Source organism: Nonomuraea insulae (genome assembly GCF_042656245.1).
Map to the genome: position 1 here is coordinate 21,948 of NZ_JBHSPA010000005.1, position 25,630 is coordinate 47,577.

General features: G+C 70.2%; 28 protein-coding genes. 17 read left to right on the forward strand and 11 right to left on the reverse strand.

Annotated elements, in window-relative coordinates; translation table 11 throughout:
• The first annotated feature begins 14 nt into the window (after positions 1 to 14).
• The 5 genes from ACFPZ3_RS01960 (at position 15) to ACFPZ3_RS01980 (ending at position 3,186) form a co-directional block, all read left to right on the forward strand.
• Positions 15 to 428 (forward strand): DUF4395 domain-containing protein, encoded by a 414-nt coding sequence (locus tag ACFPZ3_RS01960; RefSeq protein ID WP_379512161.1) that lies wholly within the window; start codon positions 15 to 17, stop codon positions 426 to 428.
• Entirely contained in the window at positions 425 to 1,264 is an 840-nt protein-coding gene (locus tag ACFPZ3_RS01965) for a sulfurtransferase (RefSeq protein ID WP_379512162.1), read from the forward strand. The genes ACFPZ3_RS01960 and ACFPZ3_RS01965 overlap by 4 nt, the downstream gene beginning before the upstream one ends.
• Positions 1,264 to 1,569 carry a DUF1416 domain-containing protein gene (locus ACFPZ3_RS01970; RefSeq protein ID WP_379512163.1) on the forward strand — a complete coding sequence of 102 codons (306 nt, stop codon included), beginning with the start codon at positions 1,264 to 1,266 and terminating at the stop codon, positions 1,567 to 1,569. The genes ACFPZ3_RS01965 and ACFPZ3_RS01970 overlap by 1 nt, the downstream gene beginning before the upstream one ends.
• A gap of 313 nt (positions 1,570 to 1,882) precedes the next feature.
• Positions 1,883 to 2,443: an RNA polymerase sigma factor gene (locus ACFPZ3_RS01975; RefSeq protein WP_379512164.1), complete on the forward strand. Its 561-nt coding sequence runs from the start codon at positions 1,883 to 1,885 to the stop codon at positions 2,441 to 2,443.
• On the forward strand, positions 2,440 to 3,186 hold the full coding sequence (locus ACFPZ3_RS01980; RefSeq protein ID WP_379512165.1) for a methylated-DNA--[protein]-cysteine S-methyltransferase: 747 nt from the start codon (positions 2,440 to 2,442) through the stop codon (positions 3,184 to 3,186). The genes ACFPZ3_RS01975 and ACFPZ3_RS01980 overlap by 4 nt, the downstream gene beginning before the upstream one ends.
• 25 nt (positions 3,187 to 3,211) lie before the next feature.
• Here the strand turns inward: ACFPZ3_RS01980 and ACFPZ3_RS01985 are convergent, their stop codons facing one another.
• Positions 3,212 to 3,724: a helix-turn-helix domain-containing protein gene (locus ACFPZ3_RS01985; RefSeq protein WP_379512166.1), complete on the reverse strand. Its 513-nt coding sequence runs from the start codon at positions 3,722 to 3,724 to the stop codon at positions 3,212 to 3,214.
• Positions 3,725 to 3,968: 244 nt separating this feature from the next.
• Here ACFPZ3_RS01985 and ACFPZ3_RS01990 point away from each other — a divergent pair, with 244 nt between their 5' ends.
• Positions 3,969 to 5,210: a hypothetical protein gene (locus ACFPZ3_RS01990; RefSeq protein ID WP_379512167.1), complete on the forward strand. Its 1,242-nt coding sequence runs from the start codon at positions 3,969 to 3,971 to the stop codon at positions 5,208 to 5,210.
• On the opposite strand, the gene ACFPZ3_RS01995 is transcribed toward ACFPZ3_RS01990, so the two are convergent.
• The 3 genes from ACFPZ3_RS01995 to ACFPZ3_RS02005 all read right to left on the reverse strand — a co-directional run bounded on the left by ACFPZ3_RS01995 (position 5,197) and on the right by ACFPZ3_RS02005 (position 8,334).
• Positions 5,197 to 5,748, reverse strand: coding sequence for a hypothetical protein (locus tag ACFPZ3_RS01995; RefSeq protein ID WP_379512168.1), 552 nt, complete (start codon positions 5,746 to 5,748; stop codon positions 5,197 to 5,199). The genes ACFPZ3_RS01990 and ACFPZ3_RS01995 overlap by 14 nt on opposite strands.
• A gap of 1,282 nt (positions 5,749 to 7,030) precedes the next feature.
• The gene (locus tag ACFPZ3_RS02000) at positions 7,031 to 7,675 is read right to left on the reverse strand and encodes a hypothetical protein (RefSeq protein ID WP_379512169.1); all 645 of its coding nucleotides are present in this window, start codon (positions 7,673 to 7,675) and stop codon (positions 7,031 to 7,033) included.
• The gene (locus ACFPZ3_RS02005; protein ID WP_379512170.1) at positions 7,672 to 8,334 is read right to left on the reverse strand and encodes a hypothetical protein; all 663 of its coding nucleotides are present in this window, start codon (positions 8,332 to 8,334) and stop codon (positions 7,672 to 7,674) included. Before ACFPZ3_RS02005 ends, ACFPZ3_RS02000 begins: the two co-directional genes overlap by 4 nt.
• Before the next feature lie 170 nt (positions 8,335 to 8,504).
• Between ACFPZ3_RS02005 and ACFPZ3_RS02010 the strand changes: the two genes are divergently transcribed.
• Positions 8,505 to 10,463: a hypothetical protein gene (locus tag ACFPZ3_RS02010; protein ID WP_379512171.1), complete on the forward strand. Its 1,959-nt coding sequence runs from the start codon at positions 8,505 to 8,507 to the stop codon at positions 10,461 to 10,463.
• Positions 10,464 to 10,534: 71 nt separating this feature from the next.
• Entirely contained in the window at positions 10,535 to 13,486 is a 2,952-nt protein-coding gene (locus ACFPZ3_RS02015; protein WP_379512172.1) for an ATP-binding protein, read from the forward strand.
• A gap of 81 nt (positions 13,487 to 13,567) precedes the next feature.
• Here the strand turns inward: ACFPZ3_RS02015 and ACFPZ3_RS02020 are convergent, their stop codons facing one another.
• Positions 13,568 to 13,990, reverse strand: a complete 423-nt coding sequence (locus tag ACFPZ3_RS02020; RefSeq protein WP_379512173.1) for a YjdF family protein — start codon at positions 13,988 to 13,990, stop codon at positions 13,568 to 13,570.
• 167 nt (positions 13,991 to 14,157) lie between these two features.
• On the opposite strand from ACFPZ3_RS02020, the gene ACFPZ3_RS02025 reads away from it, so the two are divergent.
• Together ACFPZ3_RS02025 and ACFPZ3_RS02030 are read left to right on the forward strand one after the other, a co-directional pair.
• A complete protein-coding gene (locus ACFPZ3_RS02025; RefSeq protein WP_379512174.1) occupies positions 14,158 to 15,387 on the forward strand; it encodes a Mur ligase family protein in 1,230 nt (409 codons plus the stop codon).
• On the forward strand, positions 15,377 to 16,090 hold the full coding sequence (locus ACFPZ3_RS02030) for a type 1 glutamine amidotransferase (RefSeq protein ID WP_379512175.1): 714 nt from the start codon (positions 15,377 to 15,379) through the stop codon (positions 16,088 to 16,090). Before ACFPZ3_RS02025 ends, ACFPZ3_RS02030 begins: the two co-directional genes overlap by 11 nt.
• Here the strand turns inward: ACFPZ3_RS02030 and ACFPZ3_RS02035 are convergent.
• Positions 16,079 to 16,219 carry a hypothetical protein gene (locus ACFPZ3_RS02035; protein WP_379512176.1) on the reverse strand — a complete coding sequence of 47 codons (141 nt, stop codon included), beginning with the start codon at positions 16,217 to 16,219 and terminating at the stop codon, positions 16,079 to 16,081. The two genes, ACFPZ3_RS02030 and ACFPZ3_RS02035, sit on opposite strands and share 12 nt — an antisense overlap.
• A gap of 32 nt (positions 16,220 to 16,251) precedes the next feature.
• Positions 16,252 to 16,680, reverse strand: a complete 429-nt coding sequence (locus ACFPZ3_RS02040; protein ID WP_379512177.1) for a hypothetical protein — start codon at positions 16,678 to 16,680, stop codon at positions 16,252 to 16,254.
• 254 nt (positions 16,681 to 16,934) lie between these two features.
• Here ACFPZ3_RS02040 and ACFPZ3_RS02045 point away from each other — a divergent pair, with 254 nt between their 5' ends.
• Positions 16,935 to 17,711, forward strand: coding sequence for an ArsR/SmtB family transcription factor (locus ACFPZ3_RS02045; RefSeq protein WP_379512178.1), 777 nt, complete (start codon positions 16,935 to 16,937; stop codon positions 17,709 to 17,711).
• Positions 17,712 to 17,729: 18 nt separating this feature from the next.
• Here ACFPZ3_RS02045 and ACFPZ3_RS02050 read toward each other — a convergent pair whose 3' ends face one another.
• Both ACFPZ3_RS02050 and ACFPZ3_RS02055 read right to left on the reverse strand, forming a co-directional pair.
• Entirely contained in the window at positions 17,730 to 18,092 is a 363-nt protein-coding gene (locus ACFPZ3_RS02050) for a DsrE family protein (protein WP_379512179.1), read from the reverse strand.
• Between the two features lie 165 nt (positions 18,093 to 18,257).
• Entirely contained in the window at positions 18,258 to 19,160 is a 903-nt protein-coding gene (locus ACFPZ3_RS02055) for a LysR family transcriptional regulator (RefSeq protein WP_379512180.1), read from the reverse strand.
• Between the two features lie 188 nt (positions 19,161 to 19,348).
• Between ACFPZ3_RS02055 and ACFPZ3_RS02060 the strand changes: the two genes are divergently transcribed.
• From ACFPZ3_RS02060 to ygfZ, 5 genes are all read left to right on the forward strand, one after another.
• Positions 19,349 to 19,642 carry a DUF1330 domain-containing protein gene (locus ACFPZ3_RS02060; RefSeq protein ID WP_379512181.1) on the forward strand — a complete coding sequence of 98 codons (294 nt, stop codon included), beginning with the start codon at positions 19,349 to 19,351 and terminating at the stop codon, positions 19,640 to 19,642.
• A 474-nt stretch (positions 19,643 to 20,116) separates the two neighbouring features.
• Entirely contained in the window at positions 20,117 to 20,605 is a 489-nt protein-coding gene (locus ACFPZ3_RS02065) for a heme-binding beta-barrel domain-containing protein (RefSeq protein ID WP_379512182.1), read from the forward strand.
• Between the two features lie 6 nt (positions 20,606 to 20,611).
• Entirely contained in the window at positions 20,612 to 20,908 is a 297-nt protein-coding gene (locus ACFPZ3_RS02070; RefSeq protein WP_379512183.1) for a DUF2470 domain-containing protein, read from the forward strand.
• A 286-nt stretch (positions 20,909 to 21,194) separates the two neighbouring features.
• A complete protein-coding gene (locus ACFPZ3_RS02075; RefSeq protein WP_379512184.1) occupies positions 21,195 to 21,608 on the forward strand; it encodes a Fur family transcriptional regulator in 414 nt (137 codons plus the stop codon).
• A gap of 43 nt (positions 21,609 to 21,651) precedes the next feature.
• The gene (gene ygfZ / locus ACFPZ3_RS02080; RefSeq protein ID WP_379512185.1) at positions 21,652 to 22,590 is read left to right on the forward strand and encodes a CAF17-like 4Fe-4S cluster assembly/insertion protein YgfZ; all 939 of its coding nucleotides are present in this window, start codon (positions 21,652 to 21,654) and stop codon (positions 22,588 to 22,590) included.
• 35 nt (positions 22,591 to 22,625) lie between these two features.
• On the opposite strand, the gene dtd is transcribed toward ygfZ, so the two are convergent.
• A complete protein-coding gene (gene dtd / locus ACFPZ3_RS02085; protein WP_379512186.1) occupies positions 22,626 to 23,051 on the reverse strand; it encodes a D-aminoacyl-tRNA deacylase in 426 nt (141 codons plus the stop codon).
• A 60-nt stretch (positions 23,052 to 23,111) separates the two neighbouring features.
• On the opposite strand from dtd, the gene ACFPZ3_RS02090 reads away from it, so the two are divergent.
• The gene (locus ACFPZ3_RS02090) at positions 23,112 to 24,020 is read left to right on the forward strand and encodes an asparaginase (protein ID WP_379512187.1); all 909 of its coding nucleotides are present in this window, start codon (positions 23,112 to 23,114) and stop codon (positions 24,018 to 24,020) included.
• Here ACFPZ3_RS02090 and ACFPZ3_RS02095 read toward each other — a convergent pair.
• Positions 24,017 to 25,627, reverse strand: a complete 1,611-nt coding sequence (locus tag ACFPZ3_RS02095; protein ID WP_379512188.1) for a DUF2207 domain-containing protein — start codon at positions 25,625 to 25,627, stop codon at positions 24,017 to 24,019. The genes ACFPZ3_RS02090 and ACFPZ3_RS02095 overlap by 4 nt on opposite strands.
• Between the last annotated feature and the right edge of the window lie 3 nt (positions 25,628 to 25,630).

Genomic DNA, 25,630 nt, shown 5'->3' on the forward strand with positions numbered 1-25,630 from the left:
GGAGCATCCCATCGATGCGTGCCGATCCTAGAGCGCTGCGCTTCGGCGCGGCCATCACCACCCTGGTCCTCGCCTCCGTCCTGGTGACGGAGAGTATGTGGCTGCTCGCCGTCCAGGCGGTGGTCTTCGCGCTCGGAGCGGCATGGCGCTCACCGTACGCGATGCTCTTCAAGGCGTTCGTCCGCAGCGCCCCGAAGGAGACCGAGGACGCTCGCCCGCCCCGCTTCGCCCAGGGGGTCGGTCTGGTGTTCGCGGTCGTGGGCCTGGCCGGATACCTCGCCGGGATCACGCCGCTGGCCCTCGTGGCCACGGCGGCGGCTCTCCTTGCCGCCTTCCTCAACGCAGCCTTCGGATTCTGCCTTGGCTGCGAAACGTACCTGCTCATTCGCCGTCTACAGCCCGCCGCCAAAATGGAGGTATCCAAATGAGCCGCTCCGCCGCCCTGGTGGACGCCGACTGGGTCGAGGCCAACCTCGACACGCCCGGAGTCGTTCTCGTCGAGGTCGACGAGGACGTCAGCGCCTACGACAAGGGCCACATCCGTGGCGCCGTGAAGGTGGACTGGCGCCAGGACCTGCAGGACCCGGTGCGCCGCGACTTCGTGGACAAGACCGGTTTCGAGGCCCTGCTGTCCGACCGCGGCATTTCCAACGATGACACCGTCGTGCTCTACGGCGGCAACAACAACTGGTTCGCGGCCTATGCCTACTGGTACTTCAAGCTTTACGGCCACCAGAACGTGAAGCTGCTCGACGGCGGGCGCAAGAAGTGGGAGCTCGACTCGCGCGAGCTGGTCCGTGACGTGCCGCAGCGCGCCAAGACGCAGTACTCCGCCCAGGACCAGGACTCCGCGATCCGCGCCTTCCGCGACGACGTGGTCACCGCGATCGGCAAGCTCAACCTGGTCGACGTGCGCTCGCCCGACGAGTTCACCGGCAAGCTGCTGGCCCCCGCGCACCTCCCGCAGGAGCAGGCGCAGCGCGGCGGCCACGTGCCCACCGCCCGCAACATCCCGTGGTCCAAGGCGGCCAACGACGACGGCACGTTCAAGACCGACGACGACCTGCGCACCCTCTACCAGGACGCCGGCGTCAACTTCGGCAAGGACACCATCGCCTACTGCCGCATCGGCGAGCGTTCCGCGCACACCTGGTTCGTGCTGCACGAGCTGCTCGAGCAGTCCAACGTGAAGAACTACGACGGTTCATGGACCGAGTACGGCTCGCTCGTGGGCGTGCCGATCGAGCTTGGGGAGGCCCGCTGATGTCGAACACAGCACCCGGGTGCGGAGCACCCGAACAGACCATCGCCCTGCCCCCGGGGATCGACCTGGCCAACCAGGCCGTGATCCAGGGCGTGGTGACCGGAGCCGGCACCGCGTACGCGCGGCTGCTCGACGGCTCCGGTGAGTTCACCGGCGAGGTCGTGGTGTCCGACGAGGGCGTCTTCCGCTTCTTCGCCGCTCCCGGCGACTGGACGGTGCGCATCATCGCGGGCGGCGGCGTCACCAGGGACATCCAGGTCGAGGCCAAGCTGGGCGAGGTCGCTTCGCTCGCGGTCGCCGTCTGACCCGATCCGCCACGGCAGCGGCTCTCCTTGCCGCCTTCCTCAACGCACGTGACATCCGGCCCGCGTCCATCGGACGCGGGCCGGCTTTTTCATCATCCTTTACGCGCTGCCGTGGCCTGCCACCCGCCGCACTCCGGCCGACGGCCCTCCAGGAAACGGCCTCTGACCCATCAGCGGTCGCCCGCCGTTACGCGAGCCCACGTTGCCCGAGTTCGTGGTTCATCGTCCACTCCCGTGTTCGGCCCGGAGTAAAGGAACGCGACAGGCGCCTCCCGGGTGCAACGGGTTCGGGCCCGACGGTGTTGTAGTGAGCGTGAGTGGATTCGACTGTCTCGACCCGGTGCGCAAGGCGCTGCTCGACGACCTCGACGAGGGGTTCGCCGAGCTGTACGGCACCTACCGCGGCCTGGTCTTCTCGACCGCGCTGCGGCTGAGCGGGCGCTGGGCCGACGCCGAGGATCTCACCGCGGAGGCGTTCCTGCGGGCGTACAGGGCCCTGGCCGGTTACGACCGCGACCGGATCGCCGCGCTCCAGCCGCGCGCCTGGCTGATGACGATCCTCATGAACATCTGGCGCAACTGCGCCCGTACCAAGTCCCGCAAACCGCCGCCCGACCTGAGCGACGAACCGGTGGACGTCGTCGATCCCCATGAGGACGTCGAGGAGGCGGCCGTGCGCAGGGAGACCGGCGACGAACTGGCTGAGATGCTGGGCCTGCTGCCCGACGAGCAGCGGGCCGCGGTCGTGCTCCGGCACGTCGTGGACCTGCCGGTCAGCGAGATCGCCACCGTGCTGAAGATCCCCCAGGGCACGGTGAAATCACACGTGTCACGGGGGCTGAGGCGGCTACGAGCACTAGGAGGTGCCCGATGACCAAGGACCCCCTGCTCACCGGACTCGCGGCACTGGCCGCCGAGCCGCCCGAGGGGCTGCTCGACCGGATCGCGGCCCGCTGGGTACGCGTGCCGGGGCCGATCGGGGAGCTCGCGGTGGCGTTCACCGATCATGGTGTCGCCTACGTACACGCCGGGGAGGGTTTCACCGAGACGTTCAGGAAACGTTTCGGCCGCCCGCTCCTGCCCGCCGCCCGCCCGCCCGCGGGGCTGCTGCCCGCGCTCCGCACGGGCCGCGCTCCCGGCCTCCGGCTGGATCTGCGCGGGATGAGCGACTTCCAGCGCGAGGTGCTGGAGGCGGCGCGCGGCATCCCCAGGGGTGAGGTGCGGCCCTACTCGTGGATCGCGGCCCGCATCGGGCGTCCCAAGGCCGTACGCGCGGTGGGAACGGCTCTCGGTCACAACCCGGTCCCGCTTCTCATCCCCTGCCACCGGGTCACCCGGTCGGACGGCGTCCCCGGCGACTACGTCTTCGGCTCCGCGGCCAAGGAACGGCTGCTGCTGGCCGAAGGGGTGGATCTGGAGCGGCTGCGGGCACTGGCAGGGGACCGGGTGTACTACCTGGCCAGCGACACGACCGGCGTGGTCTGCTTCCCGACGTGCCACAACGCCCGGCGCATCACCCCGGCCCACCGGCACGGCTTCCGCGATCTCGCCCAGGCCCGTGCAGCGGGTTACCGCCCCTGCCGGACCTGCCGCCCCGCCCACGACGCGACCGTCTAGCCTCCGCCTCGCGCAGGGGCGGAGATCAGATGGGTTTGGTGGGGTAGCGCATCAGGAGGGTCGCGCGGACGACGTCGGGGCCGTGGGCGCGGTAGCCGTGGGGGACGTCGGAGACCCAGGAGATGTGGTCGCCGGGCCCGGCCGTGAGAGGTTCGTGGATGGGGCCCGCGCTGAGGGTGCCGGTGAAGACCGTGAGGTGCTCGCTGACGCCCTCGTGGTGGGCCGGGGAGGTCTGGGTGAGGCCGGGCGGGACACGGAGGCGGTAGAGCTCGTAGGTGACGCGATCGTCCTCGAACACCTCCAGCAGTTCGGCCTCGATCGCGGTCCCGCGCATGATCTGCGGCTCGGGCGGCGAGTCGAGTATCGCCCCGATCGGCACCCCGAGTTGCGCCGTGATCGCCCAGAGCGTCTCCAGCGTCGGGTTGCGGGTGCCGGTCTCGACACCCGACAGGGTGGCCTTGCCGATCCCGGCGCGCTTGGCGAGCTCGGAGAGCGAGACGCCGCGCGCCTGCCGCAGCCGCCGCAGTCGATCTCCCACCACGCGAGGGTCGATGTCGGTTGCGGGCTGCGGCTCCATACAGTCATATTGCCGCAGATTCAACGTGACTGGGGCTCAACGGGCCCATGACACGTCGCCGCGCGTTCATGATCGATAGGCGGAGAGTAGCGCTTCTTCAGGGTTGCGGCTGCGGCATAAGGGGCAGACCGCTACGATTCCACAGATGTCCGGTTCGACTGGTGCAACGGCACCCCCGCGATCTGGGCCTACGCCGGCTCAGGAAATGCCGTCGCCGTATTCGCTGCCTCTGCACGCACTACGACTGGCGGGTAAGTGCGCCCTGCCGCTGATCCTGTGGTTCTCGGTCGGCGAGCTGGCGCGCTTCGTGCTGCTGTACGCCGCCACCGAGGTGGCCTACGGCGACTTCAGGCAGGTCCGCCTCGTGGCCGTCATGACGCTGCTCACGATCATCATCCTGACGGCGATGACCATCACGACCGGCATGTTGCACACCCTGCGCGGCGCCCTGTGGGAGATGCGGGCCAGGGCCGAGGACGGCGTGGCGGGCGAGCGCTTCTTCAGGACGCTCGACCGGGTCGCCCCGGCCTTCGCCGTGCTCTACCTGTCGTGGGGGTTCCAGACGGAGGACGCCAGGGACATCTACCAGATGGACATCTTCCACCACTTCTACGACCAGACGGAGGCTGGCTGGTTCGGTGAGGACTCCGACGTCGGCCGCGGGCTCGTCGACCTCGACTGGCGGGTGTCGCTCGGCGCGATGGTGGTCACGTTCGGGCTGAAGACGCTGTTCGGGAAGTTCGTGGAGAAGGGCAAGGGCGGGTTCTTCGGCTTCGGCGCCGCCTTCTCCGAGTTCGCGTTCGTCTTCTACGGTCTGAACGCCACCGTCGCCTTCGCCGACGCCCGCTCCGAATGGGTGCAGCACCGCAACGTGGTCGCCGGCACCGAGGAGATCTGGGCGGAGACGCAGCAGAGCCTGCCGGTCTGGGAGAGCGTCACCGGCTGGTTCGGCGACGTCTGGCCGGTGTTCCTCGACGCCGTCGCGGTCCCGCTGGCCTGGCTCACCGTGGCGATGCTCGTCTTCGGCGCCTACTCCGACGAGACGCGCAGCCTGTTCAAGGGCACCAAGCTGGAGCAGGGCGTGGATCGCCTCGAAGGCGCCCACGACCTCACGCAGAAGTCGTTCGACCAGGTCACCGGCGGGTTCCGGGACCGCTGGCTGCCGCTGGCCAACTCGTTCCGTATGGTGTTCAACGCGGGCGCGCCGCTGTTCGGCATGATGTGCCTGTGCTACGTGGGCATCACGGTGGCCGCCGAGTACGGCGACCGCGCCCTGCGCCTGCTCATCGGCACGCAGTCGGAATGGGTCTGGTCCTTCCAGGGGCCGCCGGTGGCGTTCGTCCGCGAGATGATCGTCAGCGTGCTCACCATGGCGCTGCTGGCGGCCACGTACGACATCGCCGCCACCCGCGCCCGCCTCAGGGGAGAGCCCCTCAGCGACGTCTGAACCGCAGCACGTCGTCGTCCTTCTCCAGCTTCTCCACCGCATCCCGCTTGAACAGGTCCTCGGTCTTCGTGTCCGAGCGGTACGTGCTCGGCCTGACCGTCAGCTCCACCTCGTTCGCGACCGGCGTCGGGACGATGGCCATCCCCTCCATCCGGTACGTGGTGCCGACCTTGAGCCGGTCGAATGGCCGGTCGTCGACCGGCTTGGCCTCCACGGTCCACTCACGTCCCGAGCGGTCGTGCAACCGGAGCTCGCGAGGCTCGGCGATCATGGTGGCGCTGCTCTCGTCGAGCACCTTCCTGCCGATGTCCACCTTCAGCCAGGTCACCTCGGGGCCGTGCTTGGTGCCCGCGGGGGCCTTGACAGGGGTGACCGTGGCCGTGAACTCGATGTTGTTCACCTTGCCCGCCTGGCCCGCCGGGACGACGGTCTCCGTGATCTCCTCCACGGTGGTCTTCTCGTAGAACAGGTAACCGTCGTAGCTCTGGGCGGCGGTGGTGAGCAGGCACACCAGAACAGCGCCGGCCGCGACCAGCACGGTGCGGCGGCGCTTACGGCGCGGGTCGGGCGGCGTCGCACCTGCCGCGGCCGCCTCCTCCGGACCGGAGGGCGGCTGCCCCGGGGGCTGCTGCCCCTGGCCCGGAGGTTGCTGGCCCTGGCCCGGAGGTTGCTGGCCCTGGCCCGGAGGTTGCTGGCCCGGAGGCTGTTGGCGACCCGGAGGCTGCTCGCCGGGCGCCTGTTGGGCGAAGGCTGACTGCTGACCAGGAGGCTGAGAGCCAGAGCCCTGGGGGCCGCCGGACTGTGGGCCGGACTGTGGGCCGGAGGGCAGCGAGCCGATAGGCAGCGGGCTGGATGCCAGCGGGCCGACAGGCGGCGAGCCGACAGGCGAGGGGCCAGCGGGCGGCAAGCCAGCGGGCGGCGAGCCGACAAGCGGCGGGCCGATTGGCTGGGAGCCGGAAGGCGGCGGGCCGGCGGGCTGAGGACCTGAAGATGACGGGCCAGCGGGCGGCGAGCCCACCGGCGGGCCGGCGGGCTGAGGGCCGGAAGGTGGCTGGCCGACGGGCTGGGAGCCGGGGGGCTGCCGGCGGCCGAACTTGGGGGGCGGCCCTTCCACGGCAGCGGGTACCGCCGGGAGCGGCTGAGTGGCGCCGCCGATGGGGTCACGCTGCGAGGGGGGCGGCCAAACCTGATGATCGGGGTGAGAGTGCCGACCGCGCCCAGAACCCGCGCCGTACCCGGGCAGCGGCTCCTGAGGCATCCCCTGTCCACGCCGGCCACCCGCCGGCGGAACCCCTTGAGACGGCCTGCTGGGCCGCTGCGGCCTGCCCTGCCGCCGCGGAAGCCCCGGCCCCTGAGCCGGATCCGCCCCGGACGGCGCCCCCTGCCCCTGCGAAAGCCCTTGCCCTTGAGGGAGCCCCTGCCCCTGCGTGAGGCCCTGTCCGGGCGGAAGCCCCTGCCCTTGAGAGAGCCCTTGCCCCTGCGTGGGCCCCTGGCCGGGCGGGAGCCCCTGGCTAGGCGGGAGCCCGTGGCCCTGCGTGAGGTCCTGGCCGGGCGGGAGGCCCTGGCCCTGTGTGAGGCCCTGGGCCGGGTCATAACCGGGAGGCTGCTCCCCACGAGCGCGCCGCCCACGCCGGGGCAACGGCTCTCCAGGAGCCGCCCCCTGCTCGGGCGAGCCCCCCGAAGGCGTTCCCGTACCGGGAGGTGCTCCCAGGCCGGGCGGAGGCACGGGGCTGGGCGGCGGGGGCGGGTCCTCGTCTTGCTGTCGCCGGTCGTTCTTGGGCGCGAACCAGTCACGCTCGTCGTTCGTGCTCATCCTGCGCTCACTTCTTCACGGAGTAGACGGCCTGCGGCGAGTCGGCGAGCTTGCGCGCCGCCGCCTCGTCCAGCCCGAGATCGATCTCGACCTCCGGCTGGTACGACTCGACGAGGAACGAAGGCGGCAGCCTGAACACGACGCGCGCACCAGGCAGCGCCGACGCGGGCACCTCGAAGACGAATCGCCCGCTGACCCAGATGTCCGGCTGCACCCAGACGTTGGACATGACGACGGCGTTGTCCACCCTGTCCGTGGCGTCGAACCTCTTGCCGTCTTCCGTCAGCAACACGGGCGGCCCGAGGTGGTACGGCTTGAGGCTGGACTTGGCGGTGGCGTTGACGATGAGGAAGAGGTTGTCGGTCCCGATGGTCGTGGTGTAGTTCTGGATCGACCTGGCCGTCGAGAACGAGTCCAGCTTCAGGGTGAAGCGCCGGGCGTCCACCTCTTCGCCCTTCACGCCCGTGTAGGTGAGCGGGCTGTTGAGCCCGCCCTCCCCGAGGCGCAGCGTCTGCAGCCAGACCGCACCGCCGAGCAGCACCAGCCCGACGACCACGCTGAGCAACCGCGACCCGGTGCTCCGCCGGCGCCCCGCCCGCCTGCTGCGTCTCGGCGGCGAGGTGACCGCTGATGCTTGCTGTGTGGCGGTCACGCTGAGTCACCTTTCTTGACCGGCAAGGTCACCCGGGCCTTGATCTCGGGAAAGAACTTGTCGCCCGATTCGGTGGCGACCATCGACCAGATGGGGTCGGTGCTGTTGAAGTCGGTCCTGTACTCGAAGGAGGCCACGTCGAAGGTGATCTTCTCCGGCGGCTGCTCGTTCTCCTTCAGCTGGTAGCGCACGATCACCTGGCTGGTCACCCCGGGGAAGAGCTGCCGCGTCTCGCCCCCCTTGCTCACGGCGAACGAGAACGGGCCTGCCTCCTTGTCGAAGGCCGGGGTGATCTTGACGAGCGATCCCGCGAAGGAGTTGGCGAGGTAGGCCTGCTCCAGCTTCTCGGGGGGCGACCCGACCGAGTAGGTCTCGTCCCCCTGGTTGGTCACGTCGAAGACCAGTTCCACGAACCGCTTGTCTTCGCTGTAGTCGTTCTCCGCCCGTTCCACCTTCACCCGCGACTCGACGAACTTGGTGGAGTAGAGGCCCTGGTCGAGCACCGCGCCCTGGCTCAGGGGGTCCGGCGCCTCCGTGGCCTCGTTCAGGCCGCCCAGGAGAGCGGTGATGCCGACGGCCGTAATGGTCACCAGCGCCACTGCGGGTACCACTACCGGACGTCTGGGCCTGTCAGTGCTGCCGCCGGTGGGTTCCGTCATGACAAAGGATGGTAATAGGTATCGCTTGTCCCATCTGCCGCAATGCTCCCATCGGGCTGGTCGAATTGCCGAGAAACCCTGCCACTACGGGGGTTCAAACTCATACGCTGTCACGGAGCGGAAAGGGCTGACCCCTACACCTAATGACATATCGGCGGCCGGAGGGTCACGTGGGAGACGTGCATCCCGAGCATGCCCAGCTCCAGGCGGACCGCATCTACCTGGGCTGGCAGTACATCCTGCTGCACCCCGATCCCGGTCCACCGCCGAAACGCCCCTCTCCCGTCGAGGAGCCCGCTCCCGAGGCCGGGCCCGACCCCGCCCGCCTCGAACTGATCCGCCGCGAGCGGCTCCAGGAGGACATGCTCAACCGGCCCGTCCGGATCTTCCGCCTCTTCATGCTGGTCCTGACCGTCCTGATCCTGGCCGCCGCCCTGGCCGGCTACCTCGCCTGGCCGTTCGCGCTGGTCGGCCTCCTGGCCGCCGGCGGCGTGGCGACCATCTGCAGCTTCGCGCTGGTGCAGGGGGACCGGGCGGTCAAGTACCGGGTGCTGGAGCAGCAGGCCAGGGACGAGCGCCGGCAGCAGGAACGTGACAAGGAGCTGTTCCGCGCCCAGGAGGAGCACGCCCAGCGCTACCGTGAGTGGCAGGAGTCGAAGGAGCGGCACGACAGGCAGCTCACCTGGTACGCCGTCGCGGTGCCCGACGAGATCGACCGCATCGACGTGGCGGGCGGCACCCTGCCCGGCTGGTCCGCGCTGGTCACGCTGCTCGGGGCGACCCGGCTCTACAGCGGCGGCCACCTGACCGTGCTCGACCTGTCGGAGGGCGCGATCGCCAAGGACCTCATCGAGCTGGCCGGCAAGGGCGGCGACGACCCGCTGGTCTGGGTGCTTCCGGTCGATCTGCCCCGGCTCGACCTGGGCGCCACGCTGAAGCCCGAGGCGTTCGCCGACGTGCTGGCGCACGTGGTGAGCGTGAGCGAGGAGCACCGCACCACCCGCGACCTCAGCTTCGACAACGCGATCCTGGAGCGGGTGCTGGAGGTGCTCGGGGAGAACGCCACGATCAGCCAGGTCACCGCCGCGCTGCGGGCTCTGGCCCAGGTGGGCGACCCGCGCGACGACCTGCGCTTCGGGCTGATCACCGCGACCCAGCTCGAACGCATCGGCACGTTGTTCGGGCGCGGGGTGAGCGACCGGGTGGTGATCGAGCGGGCCTGGGCGCTGGAGTCGCAACTGCGCAAGCTGGAGACGCTCGGCACCCAGGCCGTGCGCCTGCCGCCCGCCCGGCTCCGGGTGGTGAGCATGGACCGGCAGGCGGGCGTGTTCGGCAACCGGGTGCTCGGCACGTACGTGGCGACCGCCCTGACGCACATCCTGCGCCAGTCGCCCGCCTCCGACCGGCCCTGGTACCACACGATCATCGTGGCGGGCGCGGACAAGCTCAGGGGCGACGTGCTCGACCGGCTCATGGACGCCTGCGAGACGTCCCGTACGGGCCTCGTACTGACATATCGGTCCCTGACCCCGACCGTGCGCGAGCGGCTCGGCAGAGGACACGCGGCGGTCGCGTTCATGCGGCTCGGCAACGCCGAGGACGCCCGGGTCGCCAGCGAGCACGTCGGCACCGAGCACCGGCTGGAGCTGGCCCAGCTCACCGAGACGATCAGCGACTCGCTGCCGGGCCTCGACGGCGGCTACACCTCCACGATCGTGCAGTTCGACGACGAGCGCGAGTACGGCGGCGCGAACCACGTGGACCTGGTGGGCGACATCACCGAGTCCACCGAGTGGGGCAGGACCGCCGACAAGATCTCCGAGAAGGAGCGGGTGATGCAGCGCTCGCGCGAGTTCCTCGTCGAGCCGCACCAGCTCCAGCAACTTCCCACCACCTCCGTGATCGTCACGGACGCGACCGCGGAAGGGAGGCGCGTGCGCCTGGCCGACGCGAACCCGGCCATCCTCACCTTCCCCAAGACCACGCTCGGCGAGCTGGAGGACGTGCGCGAGGCCGTACTGGCGCTCGACCCCAGGGACGGGACCGGAGACGGAGACGGCAACGGAGAGCCGCCACCGAACCTCGGGCCACCACCGCCACGCCTGGACTGGCGCAAGGGCAGGCAATGACATGGTCAATGTCAAGGTGACGAGCTGACGGTTGGCGGAATTTAACAAAGAACCGTCTGTGGGGGAATGAAATGCAGCCGAGTGTCTCGCTGAGCGGGCCCTGGTATCGAATCCAGTCGATCGCAGCACCCTCGCGAAGCTCGTCGGCGGAATGGGATTTCGTCACCGTGCTTCCCGCGGTGTTGTCGGCGGCGCAGCGCGACAGGCCATTCGTGATCGGCTGGTTGTCGCGGGGCTCCGGAGCGCCGCTCGAACTCATCACCAATGCCGGCCCGCTGTCGCCGCCGCGCCAGCCGCGCAGGTCCACCGACACGCCCGGCCGGCCGAGCGGGCCGCAGCCGCTGCTGTTCCCTGGGGGTGCGCGCGGGATGCAGCTCGACGAGGAGTACCTGGCCGACCTGGCCGACCTGGTGTGGACGCCGTGCACGGGGCGGCAGGCGCCGCCGCTGGGCAGCAGGGGACGCGAGTTCGACCCCGACGAGCTCAAGCGGCCGACGTTGTTCGAGTCGACTCTGGTGACGCTCATGTCGCGGCCGTTCGCGTGGCTCGTGGTGGCCGAGCCGACCGACCTGCTGGACGCCGAGGTGGCGCACCTGCGTACGCAGCTCAACGTGTTGCGCCAGTACGGCGACGCCTCCGAGCGCTCCCGCTTCGACGCCGAGCGCGCCGAGCGCCGCATGCAGGAGCTGGACGCCTTCCGCGAGGCGGGACTGTGGAACGTTCGCGTGCTGGCCGGCGGCGCCACGGCCGAGGAGCTGCGGCAGATCGCGCCCGTGCTCGTGGGGTCCGTCGAGATGAGCCAGCACCCGTACCGGCTGCGTAGTTCGCACGGCGCCGCGTACGCGCTCGGGGAGGCCCTGGCCATCACCATGCAGGACCCGGCCGACGGCGCCGCCGCCCCGTTCGCCGCCACCGCGGGTGCGCTGGCCGCGCTGGCCGGGCTGCCCAGGCGGGAGGTACCCGGTGTGCGCGTGCTCGAATCGGGCTTCTTCGACGTCACCTCGGAAACCGAAGGGGGCGAGCTGGAGCTGGGGGAGATCCTCGACGGGCAGGACCGGGGGGTCGGCACGTTCCGGGTGCCGCTGGCCACGCTCAACCGGCACGCGTTCGTCACGGGGGCGACCGGCTCGGGCAAGTCGCAGACCGTACGGCACCTGCTGGAGCAGCTCAGCAGGGCCCGCATCCCGTGGCTGGCCATCGAGCCGGCCAAGTCCGAGTACGCCGCCATGGCCGGCCGCATCGAGGACCCCGTCACGGTGATCAACCCGTCGGCCCCCGACGGCGTGCCGTTCAGCGTCAACCCGCTCGAACCCGAGCCCGGCTACCCGGTCCAGGCCCACATCGACATGGTCAGGGCGCTGTTCATGGCCGCGTTCGACGCCGAGGAGCCGTTCCCGCAGATCATGTCGCTGGCCCTGCAACGCGTCTACGAGGCCACCGGCTGGGACGTGGTCACCGGCGGCGCCATGCCAGGCTCGAACGTCCCGCCCACCGTCCCCACCCTCGAACAGCTCCAGCAGCACGCCATGGACGTCATCAAGGAGATCGGCTACGGCCGCGAGGTCCAGGCCGACGTCGAGGGCTTCATCTCGCTGCGCCTGCGCTCGCTCCGCGTGGGCTCGGCCGGGCGCTTCTTCGAGGGCGGCCACCCCGCCGACATCGGCGGCCTGCTGGAACGGGACGTCGTGCTGGCCATCGAGGACGTGGCCAACGACGAGGACAAGGCGTTCCTGATGGGCACGCTGATCATCCGGATCGTCGAGCACCTGCGCATGCGCGCCAGGAAGGAGCGCTCCACCGGGCTGCGGCACGTCATCGTGATCGAGGAGGCGCACCGGCTGCTGCGCGACCGCGGCCACGGCCGGGCCTCCACACACGCCGTGGAGCTGCTGGCCGGGCTGCTCGCGGAGATCAGGGCGTACGGGGAGGGCATCGTGGTGGCCGAGCAGATCCCCACCAAGCTCGTCTCCGACGTGGTCAAGAACACGGCGCTGAAGGTCGTGCACCGGCTGCCCGCCGAGGACGACAGGCAACTCGTCGGCGCGGCCATGAACCTGAGCGACGAGCAGTCCCGCCACGTGGTCTCACTCCAGCCGGGCTCGGCCGCCGTGTTCGCCGACGGCATGGACCGGCCGCTGCGGGTGCGCGTACCGCTGGGGGAGTCGAGGGAGAAGGCGCTGCCGGGGCCGCCGCCGCCCATTCGCGGGCGCCGGTCGGCGGCCTGCGGGAAGCAGTGCCGTACCGGGCAGGCGTGCACGCTGGTGGAGCTGCGCGAGGCCGACGTGCTGGCCGACGCGCCCGACTGGGCCTGGCTGCGCATCTGGTGCGACACGGTCGTGCTGGCCTTCGTCGGCAACCGGCCGTTGCCCGGGGTGCCGCGCGCCCTGCTGGCCGCCTGGGCCGACCTGCCGGCGCGGCGCAGGGAGTGCCTGCTCGCCACCCTGATCGAGCGCTCGGTGCAGCGGCGCGCCTGGTCGTTGCGGAGCTGGTTCGACCCGGCGCTGCTGACGGAGAAGGCCGCGGAGAGCGCCAACCGCCTGCTCTCCGGGGCCGACAGCGGCGGTGAGCGGCCGGGGGCGTCGTGGGTCATCCCGCAGGTGCGCTGGCTGCACGAGGTGGACAGGCTCTTCCCGTACGGGCAGCCGGCCCCGAACCTGCACAGCCCCGCCCCGCCCATGGAGTACGCCCTGTTCCGCCAGCCGAACGGCAACGGCGCAGGCGACCTCGTCCACACCGAGTTGCTCGGCCACCGGGCCAAGGCGCTGCGTCACCATCCGCTGTCGATGGAGGTGGACCACAACAGGGCGCTGGCCTGGCGGGTGATCCTCGGCGACGACGAGGCCGAGGCCGTGCAGCGGGACATCGTGACCGTCGCGATCGGCGTCGAGTCGTCGGCCAGGATCAAGCACGTGGGGCAGACGATGGGGGCCGGCTGGCTGGAAGGCGTGCTGTCGTGGCCGCGCCGCTTCGTCCTGCCGTTCGAGCAGGGCGGCGCGCCGGAGATCACCTTCGCCGAAACGTGATCAGCGATCGCGGCGCCGGCGATCATCGGTCCCGGCGCCGCATCGTCGGCGATCACGAGTGCGGCGCCGCGTCGTCGGCGATCAGCGGTCGCGGTGGCGCTCGATGCGTTTGCGCCTGGCGACCTCCCGCTTGTGCTCGGCCAGCTCCCTGCGCCGGTCCCGCCGCCCGGCCGTCGCCTCCTGCTTGCGGCCCTCCAGCTCCAGCCGCGTGGCCTCCTGGGAGGCGGTGCTCCTGCTGGACACCAGGGCGGCCGCCCGGGCCGCGAGCTTGGCGGCGCGCTTGGGATTGACCCGCCCGGCCGCACGGGCGCCGACGGGGAGGGCCGGCGCGGCGGCGGCCTGGTCGAGCAGCGCGCCGCCGTACCGCATCAAGTAGTCGTAGAGTTCCGGGTCGGTCGGCTCGGACCCGAGCGTGAAGCGGGTCGCGCGAAGAGTTCCGTCCTCGACGATCTCGAGGACGCCGACCCAGAAAGCGCCGTCCAGATAGACGGACAAGGTCACCATGTCACCCTCCCGATGGCATGCCGAATGACGGCCTGACGAGGCCGCTTCCGGCACACCGGACATCCCTCGGAAGGGCGGATACGAAAGCTTCGTCCGGGCTACCAACCGGACCGCGTTTTCGTGTGCATCTCCAGACTAAGGGCCAACGACGACTAGGATCCATGCACATGACCCAGCTTCCTCTGCGGGCCCTGCTCGCCAGTGCCCTGGGCCGCAGTGCCGCCACGTTGTCCAGGATGACCGGGCGTGGCGACGGCTCGGTGATCGGCGGACGGGTCGGTCTGCTGCTCGAGCCCGACCTTCTGCGCCAGCTGGCCCGTGATCGCAAGCTGGCTCTGGTCAGTGCGACCAACGGCAAGACCACCACGACCAGACTGATCACCTCGGCCCTGCTGGAGATGGGCGAGGTGGCCACCAACGCCTTCGGCGCCAACATGCCCGCGGGTCACGTCTCCGCCCTCTCCCAGCAGAAGGGCGCGCCTTACGGCGTGCTGGAGGTGGATGAGAAATACCTGCCGGAGGTGCTCAACACGACCGGCGCGAGCGTCGTCTGCCTGATGAACCTCAGCCGCGACCAGATGGACCGCGCGGCCGAGATCTGGCTGCTGGCGCAGAAGTGGCGCAAGGCCCTGTCCGGTAAGCCCACCCACGTCATCGCCAACTGCGACGACCCGCTCGTCACCTGGGGCGCCTCCACGGCCGCCAAGGTCACCTGGGTCTCCGGCGGTCAGCGGTGGAAGGAAGACTCCTGGTGCTGCCCCGAGTGCGGCGGCCCGCTCGACCGCAAGGACGCCGACTGGGCGTGCAGGGAGTGCACGTTCCACCGGCCGGAGCCGCAGTGGGTGCTCGACGACGACGCGGCGATCGACCCCCAGGGGCAGCGGTGGTTGCTCGACATCCAGCTTCCCGGCCAGGCCAACCGCTCCAACGCGGTGATGGCGCTGGCGGTGGCCGACGCGTTCGGGCTGCCGGTGGAGCGGGCGCTGCCCCGGCTGCGCGAGGTCACTTCGGTGGCCGGCCGCTACACCACCGTCGAGCGCGAGGGGCGGCACGCGCGGCTGCTGCTGGCCAAGAACCCGGCGGGCTGGCTGGAGGCGTTCGACGTCACCGACCCGCAGTGCCCGATCATCCTGTCGGTCAACGCGCAGGGCCCCGACGGCCGCGACACCTCGTGGTTGTGGGACGTCGACTACCGCATCCTGCGCGGGCGTCCCGTCTTCGTCACCGGCCAGCGCCGGCTCGACCTGGCGCTCAGGCTCGACGTGGCCGAGGTGCCGTTCACGCTCTGCGGCACGTTCTCCGAGGCCCTGGCGATGCAGCCGCCCGGCAAGGTCGACGTGATCGCCAACTACACCGCCTTCCAGCAGATTCGATCGGAGTTCGGTCGTGCCGTCTGACAGCGCCCTTCGCATCGTCTGGATCTATCCCGACCTGTTGAGCACCTATGGCGACCAGGGCAACGTCCTGGTCCTGGAGCAGCGTGCGCAGCGCCGGGGGATCGAGACGGAGACGATCCACGTACGCTCGGCTGATCCCGTGCCCGAGACCGGCGACATCTACCTGATCGGCGGCGGCGAGGACCGGCCGCAGATCCTCGCCGCGGAGCGCCTGCGCAGGGACGGCGGCCTCCACCGCGCCATCGCGCGCGGAGCGGCCATGCTGGCGGTGTGCGCCGGCTACCAGATCATGGGCAGCACGTTCGGCGGCGAGGAGGGCCAGCCGGTGGACGGCATCGGGCTGCTCGACCTCTCCAGCGCGCGCGGCCCCGCGCGGGCCGTGGGCGAGCTGGTGGCCGAGGTGGACGCCGCGCTCAACCTGCCCACGCTGACCGGCTTCGAGAACCACATGGGCGTCACCCGCCTCGGTCCCGGCGTCAAGCCGCTGTCCAGGACGCTCGCGGGCATCGGCAACGGCGACGGGTTCGAGGGCTGCTACGCGGGGCACGTCGTGGGGACATACCTGCACGGGCCCGCGCTGGCGCGCAACCCGGCGCTGGCGGACCTGCTGCTGTCGTGGTCGGCGGGGGAGCTGGCGCCGCTCGACGACTCCCGCTACGAGGCCCTGCGCCAGGAGCGCCTGGCGGCCGTCCTACAGTCCTGATCTCTCCCTCCACTCACCGAAGACCTCCTGGACGTCCTTCGGTGAGTGGAAGAGCGCGTCGTCGTCGGGCTCGCCCGCTGTGACGTGCGGCAGGTGCCCGATGACGTCGTACGCCTCGGCGCCGGGCATGGTGTGCTCCTTCGAATGTGCGTCTGGATCGCTCAGGCCGGGTCGCCCGAGGGGATCTGAGCGGCGTCGAGGGCCTCGGTGATCTTGCGGGCCATCTCGGTCAGGGTGGGGCTGGGCTCGCCCTTCTGGGTCCGGGTGGCGGCCTCGATGGCGACGACGACGGTGCGGCGGAAGTTGCCGGCCTCCGCCGGATCCTGCTGCCTGAGCAGGCTCATGGCCTCCGTCAGGGCCGGCAGCACCTGGTCGGCGAGTGCGGCAACGGACTTGCCGTACTTCACGCCCCTGGGCGCCTTGGTGAGCACGTGCCCGACCAGGCCGGTCGCGGAGGTCAGGGCGATGGAGCCTTCGGTGGCGACCTTGTGGGGCGAGCCGGCGGCGCCGGCGGCGGACAGCAGTGAGACGGCGCCCCACGCGGCGGTCCGCAGGGTGAGCTTGTCCTGGTCGGTAAGGGTGACGGACATGATGTGCGCTCCTTCGAAGCGGTGAACCGTTGATGACATTCATCATCGTGAGCCGCTCTGATACCGGGCCGTTGTCCCGCTGACACGGCAACTGACACGCTCCCTGGCACGGTCCCCCTGGCACGGCGCCTGGCACGGGGGCCTGGCACGGCGCCGCGTGGTCGTCGGCGAGCACGGGTTTGACAGGCAGCCGTTCGGCTGCCTATCGTTCAAATACGCAGCCGAACGGCTGCATGTTGTTGGGATGGCGACAGATGGACGAGGTGTTCAAGGCGCTGGCCGACCCCAGCCGCCGCAGGCTGCTCGACAGCCTCAACGCCCGCAACGGGCAGACCCTGCGCGAGTTGTGCGCCGGGCTCGACATGGCCAGGCAGTCGGTCAGCAAACACCTGGCCGTGCTGGAGGAGGCCAACCTGGTCACCACCGTGCGGCGCGGGCGGGAAAAGCTGCACTACCTCAACGCCGTTCCGATCAACGCCATCGCCGAGCGCTGGATCAACCAGTACGACCGCCGGCGCGCAGGCGCCCTGGCCGACCTCAAGACGGCACTGGAGGAACAACTCATGGACTTCGTCTACACCACCTACATCCGCACCACCCCGGAACGCCTCTGGCAGGCGCTCACCGACCCCGCCTGGACCGAGCGCTACTGGGGCGTCAAGCTTGAGTCCGACTGGAAGCCGGGCTCGACGGTCGCCTGGCAGCAGGAGGGCGTCACGGTGGCCGATCCCGAGCAGGTCGTGCTCGAATCCGAGCCCGGCCGGCGCCTGGCGTACTCATGGCACACGCTGACGCCGGAGTTCGCCGCCGCCGCCGGGGTGAACGACGAGCTGGCGGCCGCGATGCGCGAGGAGCCGCGCTCCAACGTGACCTTCGAGATCGAGCAGGTCGGGCAGATGGTCAAGCTGACCGTCGTGCACGGCGGGTTCGTGCCGGACAGCGTTGTGCGCGAAGGCATCAGCCAGGGCTGGCCCGCGATCCTGTCCAACCTCAAGACCCTGCTGGAGACCGGCGAGACCCTGCCGTCGTAGTGACCCCGCGCAGTGGGGTCAGTAGACCAGGGCCTGGACGCCCTCGGTGGTCACTTCCTCGACGAACGCCGGCGCTCCCGCGATGCGAACCCCGTCGATGAGGTCGTCCACGGTGATGTTCCTGCGGGCCGCGCACTGGGTGCAGAGCGTCACCCGGCCGGCCGCCAGCACGGCGTCGAGCAGGTCGGGCAGCGGCGCGGCCTGGGGCAGGCTGAACTCCTTGGCCCGGCCGGGCAGCGCGAACCACGAGGACTCGCCGGTCAGCCAGAGGGAGACCGACACACCGCTCGCGAGCGCGGCGGCCGCGACCGTGAACGCCTGGTTGCAGCGCTCGGGGGCGTCGGCTCCGGCGGTAACCTTGATCACCAGTGATCGTGCCATGCCGCCACCCTAACCGTTCCTGAAGACTGAGCGAGAGTGGGTCCTGTTGCCAGGACTCGTGCTCAGCCGAACGCCCTCGGCGTAGTTGATCTTTTGGTACGTTCCTCGATCCGTTTGGGTCGGCCTCGCCACCGCAGACGTCCGTCTCGCTTGACCTCTTGCGCGTCAGTCCGGCAGCCAGTGCAGCTCGTGCGCCAGGGTTTTGGCGACGGCACGGATGCGGCGGTGTAGCGGCGACTGCTCGCGTGGGAGGACCAGGTGGATCGTCAGGCTGGGCGCGCCCCGCAGCGGTCGCCAGGTGAGACCGGCCGGTTGTGCCGTGACCGCGGCTTCTCCGGCCGGGGCGAGGGTGACCCCGTCGCGCAGGTCGTGCTGAGACATGTCGAAAGAGACTGCGGGCGTGTGGAATCGGGGGTGTGGTCGGGTGTCTCGGAACAGTGCGGACAGCTGATCGTGGATCACGGGGTTGGCCGCACGGTCCGGGAGTCGCAGCGGATACGCGGCCGCGTCGGCGATCTCGATCTCCGGGTGTTCGGCCAGCGGATGGTGCTGCGCCAGCTGGACCCCGACGCGCAAACGCCGCAGCAGGAACCGGCGCACGCCACGGCCCGGCTGTTCACCGCGGGTGATCCCGGCATCGATGCGGCCGTCGGCGACCGCGGGGGAGATCTCCGGTGTCGCCATCGGGACCGCGCCGACCTCGAGTCCGCTGTTGCCGCGAATCAGCCTGTCCACCAGGGCCGGTGCCGTCTCGGCCCCGGCGCTGAGGCTGTATCCGATGCGCAGCGTGCCCAGTTCACCGGCCGCCGCGCTCCGGGCGGTGTCCCATGCCCGGTCCAGCGCCGCCAGCGCGGGCGGCGCGGACTCCGCCAAAGCCGCGCCGGCCGTGGTCAATACGACGCTACGCGTGTTGCGGACCAGCAGGGCCGTACCGAGTTCCGCCTCCAGTCGGCGCATCCGGGCGCTGAGTGCGGGCTGTGCGATACCGATCCGTGCGGCCGCGCGGGTGAAGTTCAACTCCTGCGCCAGCACCAGGAAGTACCGCAGGCTCACCGTATCCGGCGCCACGTGCCCTCCCTGCCGATTGATAACGATCCGTTCTGAGTCTATCCCGTACCGGTCTTTCCCTCGATCGCACATCAAGCCCTAACCTGCGCATATGACGATTCCACTGACCGCAGTACCCGTCGCCGGGATCGATCGATCTGAGTGTCAATTCGAAGTCGGGCGTGTCCGGCCCAACACAGGAGGTTTCCATGGCCAAGGGCTACTGGGTCAGTGTCTACCCCGCCATTTCCGACCCTGAGAGGCTGACTGCCTACTTCAAGCTGGCCGGTCCGGCTGTCCGGGCTGGGGGCGGGCGCACCCTGTCCCGTGGCGGTCGCGTCGTCGCCCACGAGGCCGGAATCACGCAACGCGTCGTTCTGATCGAGTTCGACAGCTTTGAACAGGCCGTCGCGGCATACGAGAGCGAGGCATACCAGAAGGCGCTGGTGGCCCTCCCCGACGGCTTCGAGCGCGACTTCCGCATCATCGAAGGCATCGACTGACCGGCGGGCCCAGCCATCCATCCGTCACCTGATACGCACGCCACCGGCGGTGCGGTCATCGTCCACTATCCGGTGCGGGACGGCACCGGCTGAGGCGGGCCGGCGGGCATCACGACCCGGGTCGGCGGGTTAGCGGTGGTCCGCGACGGACACCGAGGCGACGACTAGACCGTCACTCTTCCGCGATCCGCGCATGGGGCTGGGGCTGTCCGCTGAGGACAAGCGTTCATCCGGCCAAGCCGGTCCTTGTGCTCAACCACGACCGTGCTCACCGCCGGGCATACAGGCCGAGCGTTTCCGGCACGGCATCGGCCTCGACGTTCACCAGGATCGTGCGCGGCCCGACCCGCTGAGCAGGCACGGGCAGCGTCCCCCCACGAAACCACTTGTATGCGGTCTGAGGGTGAATGCCCTGCGCTCACTCACTCAATCGACCTTGGAGACGAGCAGTTGAATACCCTTAGGCTTGGGACCATGGACGAACCTGAGGTGCACCCCAACCTGGAGCCGATCGCGTTCCTGCTGGGGCGCTGGGAAGGCGCCGGCGTAGGCGGTTACCCGACGATCGAGAGCTTCAACTTCGGGCAGGAGATCGAATTCGGGCACAACGGGAAGCCGTTCCTGACCTATGTGAGCCGCACCTGGCTGCTCGACGAGGACGGCAACCGGGTCAGGCCGCTGGCCACGGAGTCGGGCTACTGGCGGCCCCAGCCGGAGCGGCAGGTCGAGGTCGTGCTCTCGCATCCCACCGGGATCGTCGAGATCTACATCGGCGAGGTCGTCTTCAACAAGATCGAGTTGCGTACGGACGTGGTTGCACGCACCGCCTCGGCCAAGGAATACACCGCGGGCCACCGCCTCTACGGCCTCGTCAACGGCAACCTCATGTGGGCCTACGAGATGGCGGCCGTCGGACACCCGCTCACGGACCATATGTCGGCCGAACTGAAGAAGGTAGCTTGAGCCGGTATGAGCACGCCTTTCACCGCTGAGGCCATCGAGGCCATCAAGCGCCACATGAACGACGACCACGCGGAAGACTCGCTGATCATCGTCAGGGGGCTCGGCGGCCGCCCTGAGGCGGAGAGCGCCGAGGTGAGCGACGTCGACGCCGAGGCGATCACGTTCGCGGTCGACGGCGGGGAGCCGGTGCGGGTGCCCTGGGGGCAGACGCTCACCGAGCGGGCCCAGGTGCGCAAGGCCGTCGTGATGCTCTATCGCGAGGCGTGCGGCAAGCTGGGGCTGCCGATCCGCGGCGAACATTGAGATGAGAAGAAGGGCCCCGGGCATCACTCCGCCTGCGGTGCAAGCGGGCCGGATGGACCATGGCCGGGATCTCGATCCCGCCCTCCGGCTGCCAGGGGCCCCGGTGGTTGCCTCGTTTTCGCCTCAACGCCACGAGACAACAGTCCGCGTGGTCAGCGGACAACCACCTCGCTAGCCCGACTATGACTAACCATTATTCGGACCACCTCCTTTCCGCGTACCCAAGAAGCTATGCGCTCCTGCGCGAAACGGGCAAGTGAATATCACCACACCGTAGACTCGGGTCATGACGGAGACGCAGTGGCATGAGGAACTCCGCGCGAAGGGATACCGGGTCACCCCGCAGCGCCAGCTCGTCCTGGAGGCGGTCAAGGAGCTGGAGCACGCCACCCCGGAGGAGATCTGCGTCAAGGTCCGCGAGACGGCTCGCGGGGTGAACATCTCGACGGTCTACCGCACGCTGGAGCTGCTCGAAGAGCTCGGCATGGTCACCCACACCCACCTCGGGCACGGCGCCCCGACCTACCACCTGGCCTCTGAGGCCGACCACGTGCACCTGGTGTGCCGGGGTTGCGGTGAGGTGTCGGAAGTGCGTCCTGAGATGGCGGAGGGTCTGGTCAAGGGGCTGGACGAGGAGCTGGGGTTCGCCGCGGACGTCCATCACCTGACCGTCTTCGGCCGCTGCCGCGACTGCCGCTGACCCCCGCCCGCCATCGCTCGCGACTGCGGATAGCCTGGAGGGCATGCGTAGCCCTCTGCTCGACCTCCCCGGCGCCGTCCAGGCGGACGCTCCGGACTCCGACGTAGCCGCGCACTACGGTGATCTGTTCGCCGAGCAGCGCGCGCTGGTCAAGGGAGAGGCGGTCGTCGACCGCAGCAACCGCGAGGTGGTCCGCGTCTCCGGCGCGGACCGGCTGAAATGGCTCAACGACCTGACCTCGCAGAAGCTCGACACCCTGAAACAGGGTGAGTGGACGCAGACGCTCGACCTCGACCTGCAGGGCCGTGTCGAGCACCACCTGACGCTGGTGGACGACGGTGAGAGCGTGCTGGCCCACGTCGAGCCGGGCACCGCGCAGAGCCTGATCGACTACCTCGACCGGATGCGGTTCATGATGCGGGTGGAGGTGTCGCGGGTCGACGACCTGGCGGTGTTGTCCACGGCCACGGAGGACTTCCTGGTGCCGCGGGCCGAGCTGGCCGAGCATCTGGGCAAGCCGATGGCGGGGCTGTGGGCCTATGAGGCGCTGCGGATCGAGGCGCACCGGCCGCGGCTCGGCTTCGAGACCGACCACAAGACGATTCCCCACGAGGTGGGCTGGATCGGCTCGGCGGTCCACCTCAGCAAGGGCTGCTATCGCGGGCAGGAGACGGTGGCCCGCGTGCACAACCTGGGGCACCCGCCGCGGCGCCTGGTCTTCCTCCACCTCGACGGCAGCGTGGACACGTTGCCCCCGCACGGCGCTCCGGTGATCTTCGAGAGCCAGGAGGTCGGCGTGGTCGGCTCGGCCGCCCGGCACCACGAGCTCGGGCCGATCGCGCTGGCCGTCGTCAAGCGCACGGTGCCGGTGGACGCGCACCTGCTGGCCGGCGGGGTGGCCGCCGCCCAGGAGGTCGTCGTGCCCCCGGACGCGGGCCGCAACGTCAGCATCGACCCGTCACTGCGCCGCCGCATCCGCTAGCGGGCGCTCCTGGGCCAGAAGGGGCCAGAGGGGGGCTAGAGGTCCAGGACGAGCGTGATCGGTCCGTCGTTGAGCAGCGACACCTTCATGTCGGCGCCGAAGACGCCCGTCTCCACGTGCGCGCCCAGGGCCCGCAGCTCCGCCACCACGGCCTCCACCAGCGGCTCGGCCACCGGGCCAGGGGCGGCCGCCTGCCAGGTGGGGCGGCGGCCCTTGCGCGCGTCGCCGTACAGGGTGAACTGGCTGATCACCAGGAGCGGGGCCGAGACGTCCGAGCAGGACTTCTCGCCGTGCAGGATGCGCAGGCCCCACAGCTTGGCGGCGAGCTTGGCGGCCTGCGCGCGCGTGTCCGTGTGTGTGACGCCCACCAGGACCAGCAGGCCGGGCTCGGCGATCTCCCCGACCGTGCGTCCCTCGACCTCGACGGAGGCCGAACTGACTCTCTGTACGACTGCTCGCATGGCATCCCATTCTGGACCAGGAAAAACGGTCCCTACACTCGTGTCGAAAGGGGATGTGAAATGTCGATGATCGTAGAAGTTGTCCGGTCCGGGTTCGTGGAGTCCACGCATCAGGCCCGCATGCTGACCGTGGACGCGGAGGGGCGCCCGGTCGAGACCAGGGGAGCGGTGCACGTGCCGGCCTCGCCGCGGTCGTCGATGAAGCCGCTGCAGGCGCTCGGCATGTTGCGCAGCGGCCTGGGGCTGGAGGAGGAACTGCTCGCGCTGGCCTGCGCCTCGCACTCGGGCGAGCCGTTCCACGTGGACGGCGTCAGGAAGATCCTGGCGGGCGCGGGGCTGGAGGAGTCGGCGCTGCGGTGCCCCGAGGATCACCCGTTCGACCGTACGGTGTCCGAGCACGGCCGCGTGTACATGAACTGCTCGGGCAAGCACGCCGCCATGGTGGCCACCTGCGCGGTGAACGACTGGCCGCTGGAGACGTACCTGGAGCCCATGCACCCGCTCCAGAAGGCGATCCGGGCGACCGTCGAGGAGCTGACCGGGGAGCGGGTCGCGGCCTCCGGGGTGGACGGGTGCGGGGCGCCGCTGTTCTTCGTGTCGATGCTGGGGGTGACCAAGGGGTTCAGGGCGTTCCCGCTGTCGTCGGAGGACTCGTACGAGCGCAAGATCTTCGACGCCATGCGCACCTACCCCGAGTGGACCTCGGGCACCGACCGGCCCGAGGCCAAGCTCATGCGCGCGCTGCCCGGCCTGATGCTGAAGGCGGGTGCGGAGGCGTTCGACGCGTTCGCGTTCGAGGACGGGCGCGCGGGCACCATCAAGATCGAGGACGGTTCGCAGCGCGCCCGCGTGCCGGTCACCGTGGCGGCGCTGCGCTCGCTGGGCCTGGACGCGCCTGAGCTGGCCGAACTGGGCCTCCCGCCGGTGCTGGGTGGCGGGCGGCCCGTCGGGGAGCTGAGGATCCGCTAGAGGGTCCTGAACTGGCGGCTGGCGGAGATGGCGCCGGAGGTCGTCGTGGTGAACGTGCGCATCGATCCGGCGAACTTGGACAGGTCCCACTCCGCCGGCCCGTGGTACCAGTACAGGTTGTCGGACTGGTGGCCGTTGCCCGTGACCGAGGCCACCACCCGCGACCAGTGCTCCACCCCGTCGAAGATCACCGCGTAGGGCAGGTAGCGGGAGAACAGCTCCACCCGGAGCTGCTCGGGCACGTTGCCCAGTTCGCCGGAGAACAGGTACTGGCGGAAGCCCATCGTGTGGGCCAGCGCCGCCGAGCCCTTGGCGGTCTTGGCCGGCATGTACTGGCCGCCCATGGCCAGCGCGCCGCCCGCGATGACCACGGCCAGGCCCAGCAGTCCGTACGTGGTGAACCAGGCCAGCGCCACCGTGGCCAGCAGTCCCGCCACGATGAGCACCACCCCGATCGTGGTCCACCTGGTGCGCTCGGTGTCGGGGCGGCGGGCGAACCAGCCCTGCTTGACCACGTCGGCGTAGAGCGCGTCGCGCACCTTGCCGAGGTGGCTGGTGAACGAGCCGGACAACTGCGACAGCAGCACCGCGTCCCGGCCGTCGAAGATGGCGTCGTAGAGTGCCCGCTCGTACGGCAGGAGCGTGTTGGTCTGCGCGGCGGGCAGCTTGACGAGCATCCAGTCGGGAGCGTCGTACGTCTGGCGGGACTGCTCGTCGATGCGCAGGAAGCCGCGGACCGCGAGGTCCACGATGGTGGCGGTCACGTCGACCACGTCGGCCTGTTCGTCCACCAGCGTGCCGATCTGGCCGGGCCGCACCCCGTCGGGCGGGGAGAAATGGCCGTTCTGCATCGGATCGACCGGGCCTCCGTCGTGGCCCGCGACCCGCGCGTCACGGCCGCGCGTCCAGTAGAGCAGGGCGACGCCGCCGAGCAGCAGCACCAGCAGGCCGGCCAGGGCGCCGCCGGTGACGGTGTCGAGGGTGAACGCCGCCGCCAGCGAGAAACGCCTCTCCAGGATCGGCTTGCCGGTGCTGGAGCCCTTCGGGTATCCGACGATCACCGTCAGGGCCTGGCCCTGGGGGAGGTTCTGCTGCTCGAAGTCCGCCTGGGTGGCCGAGTGGTCCATGGAGGCCGAGGTGCAGCCGATGGCCGAGGTGAGCTCGCCGGCGAAGCAGGACAGGTTCTGCACCTGCCCGGGGCCGCTCACCTTGACCGTGGCCTTGGCGACCTGCTGGTTCCAGCCGTTCACGGCGAACCAGCGCAGCTCCTCGACACCGCCCGAGGTCGTCACCGCTCCCTTGACGTCGTACTCGACGGTCTGGCCCGTCACGCTGAGCACGTCGCCCGTGAGGGTGCCGCCCTTGACGTTCGAGATCTGGTAGAGGCGGTCGTTGCCGTCGTCGTACCGCGTCCTGGTGGTGAACGTCCGCTTGAGCCCCCCCGACGCCCCGCTGATCTTCTCGGCCACGTGCAGGGTGCCGTCCTTGCCGAGGGTCATCGACACCTCGTCCGTGATCCCGGCCTCCGCTGCCAGGGCGGCGGGGGCGGCGGTCAACGTCAGAGCGGTGGCCCCCAGGGCGGCCATCGTGAGTCTGAAACCCGTCATGGC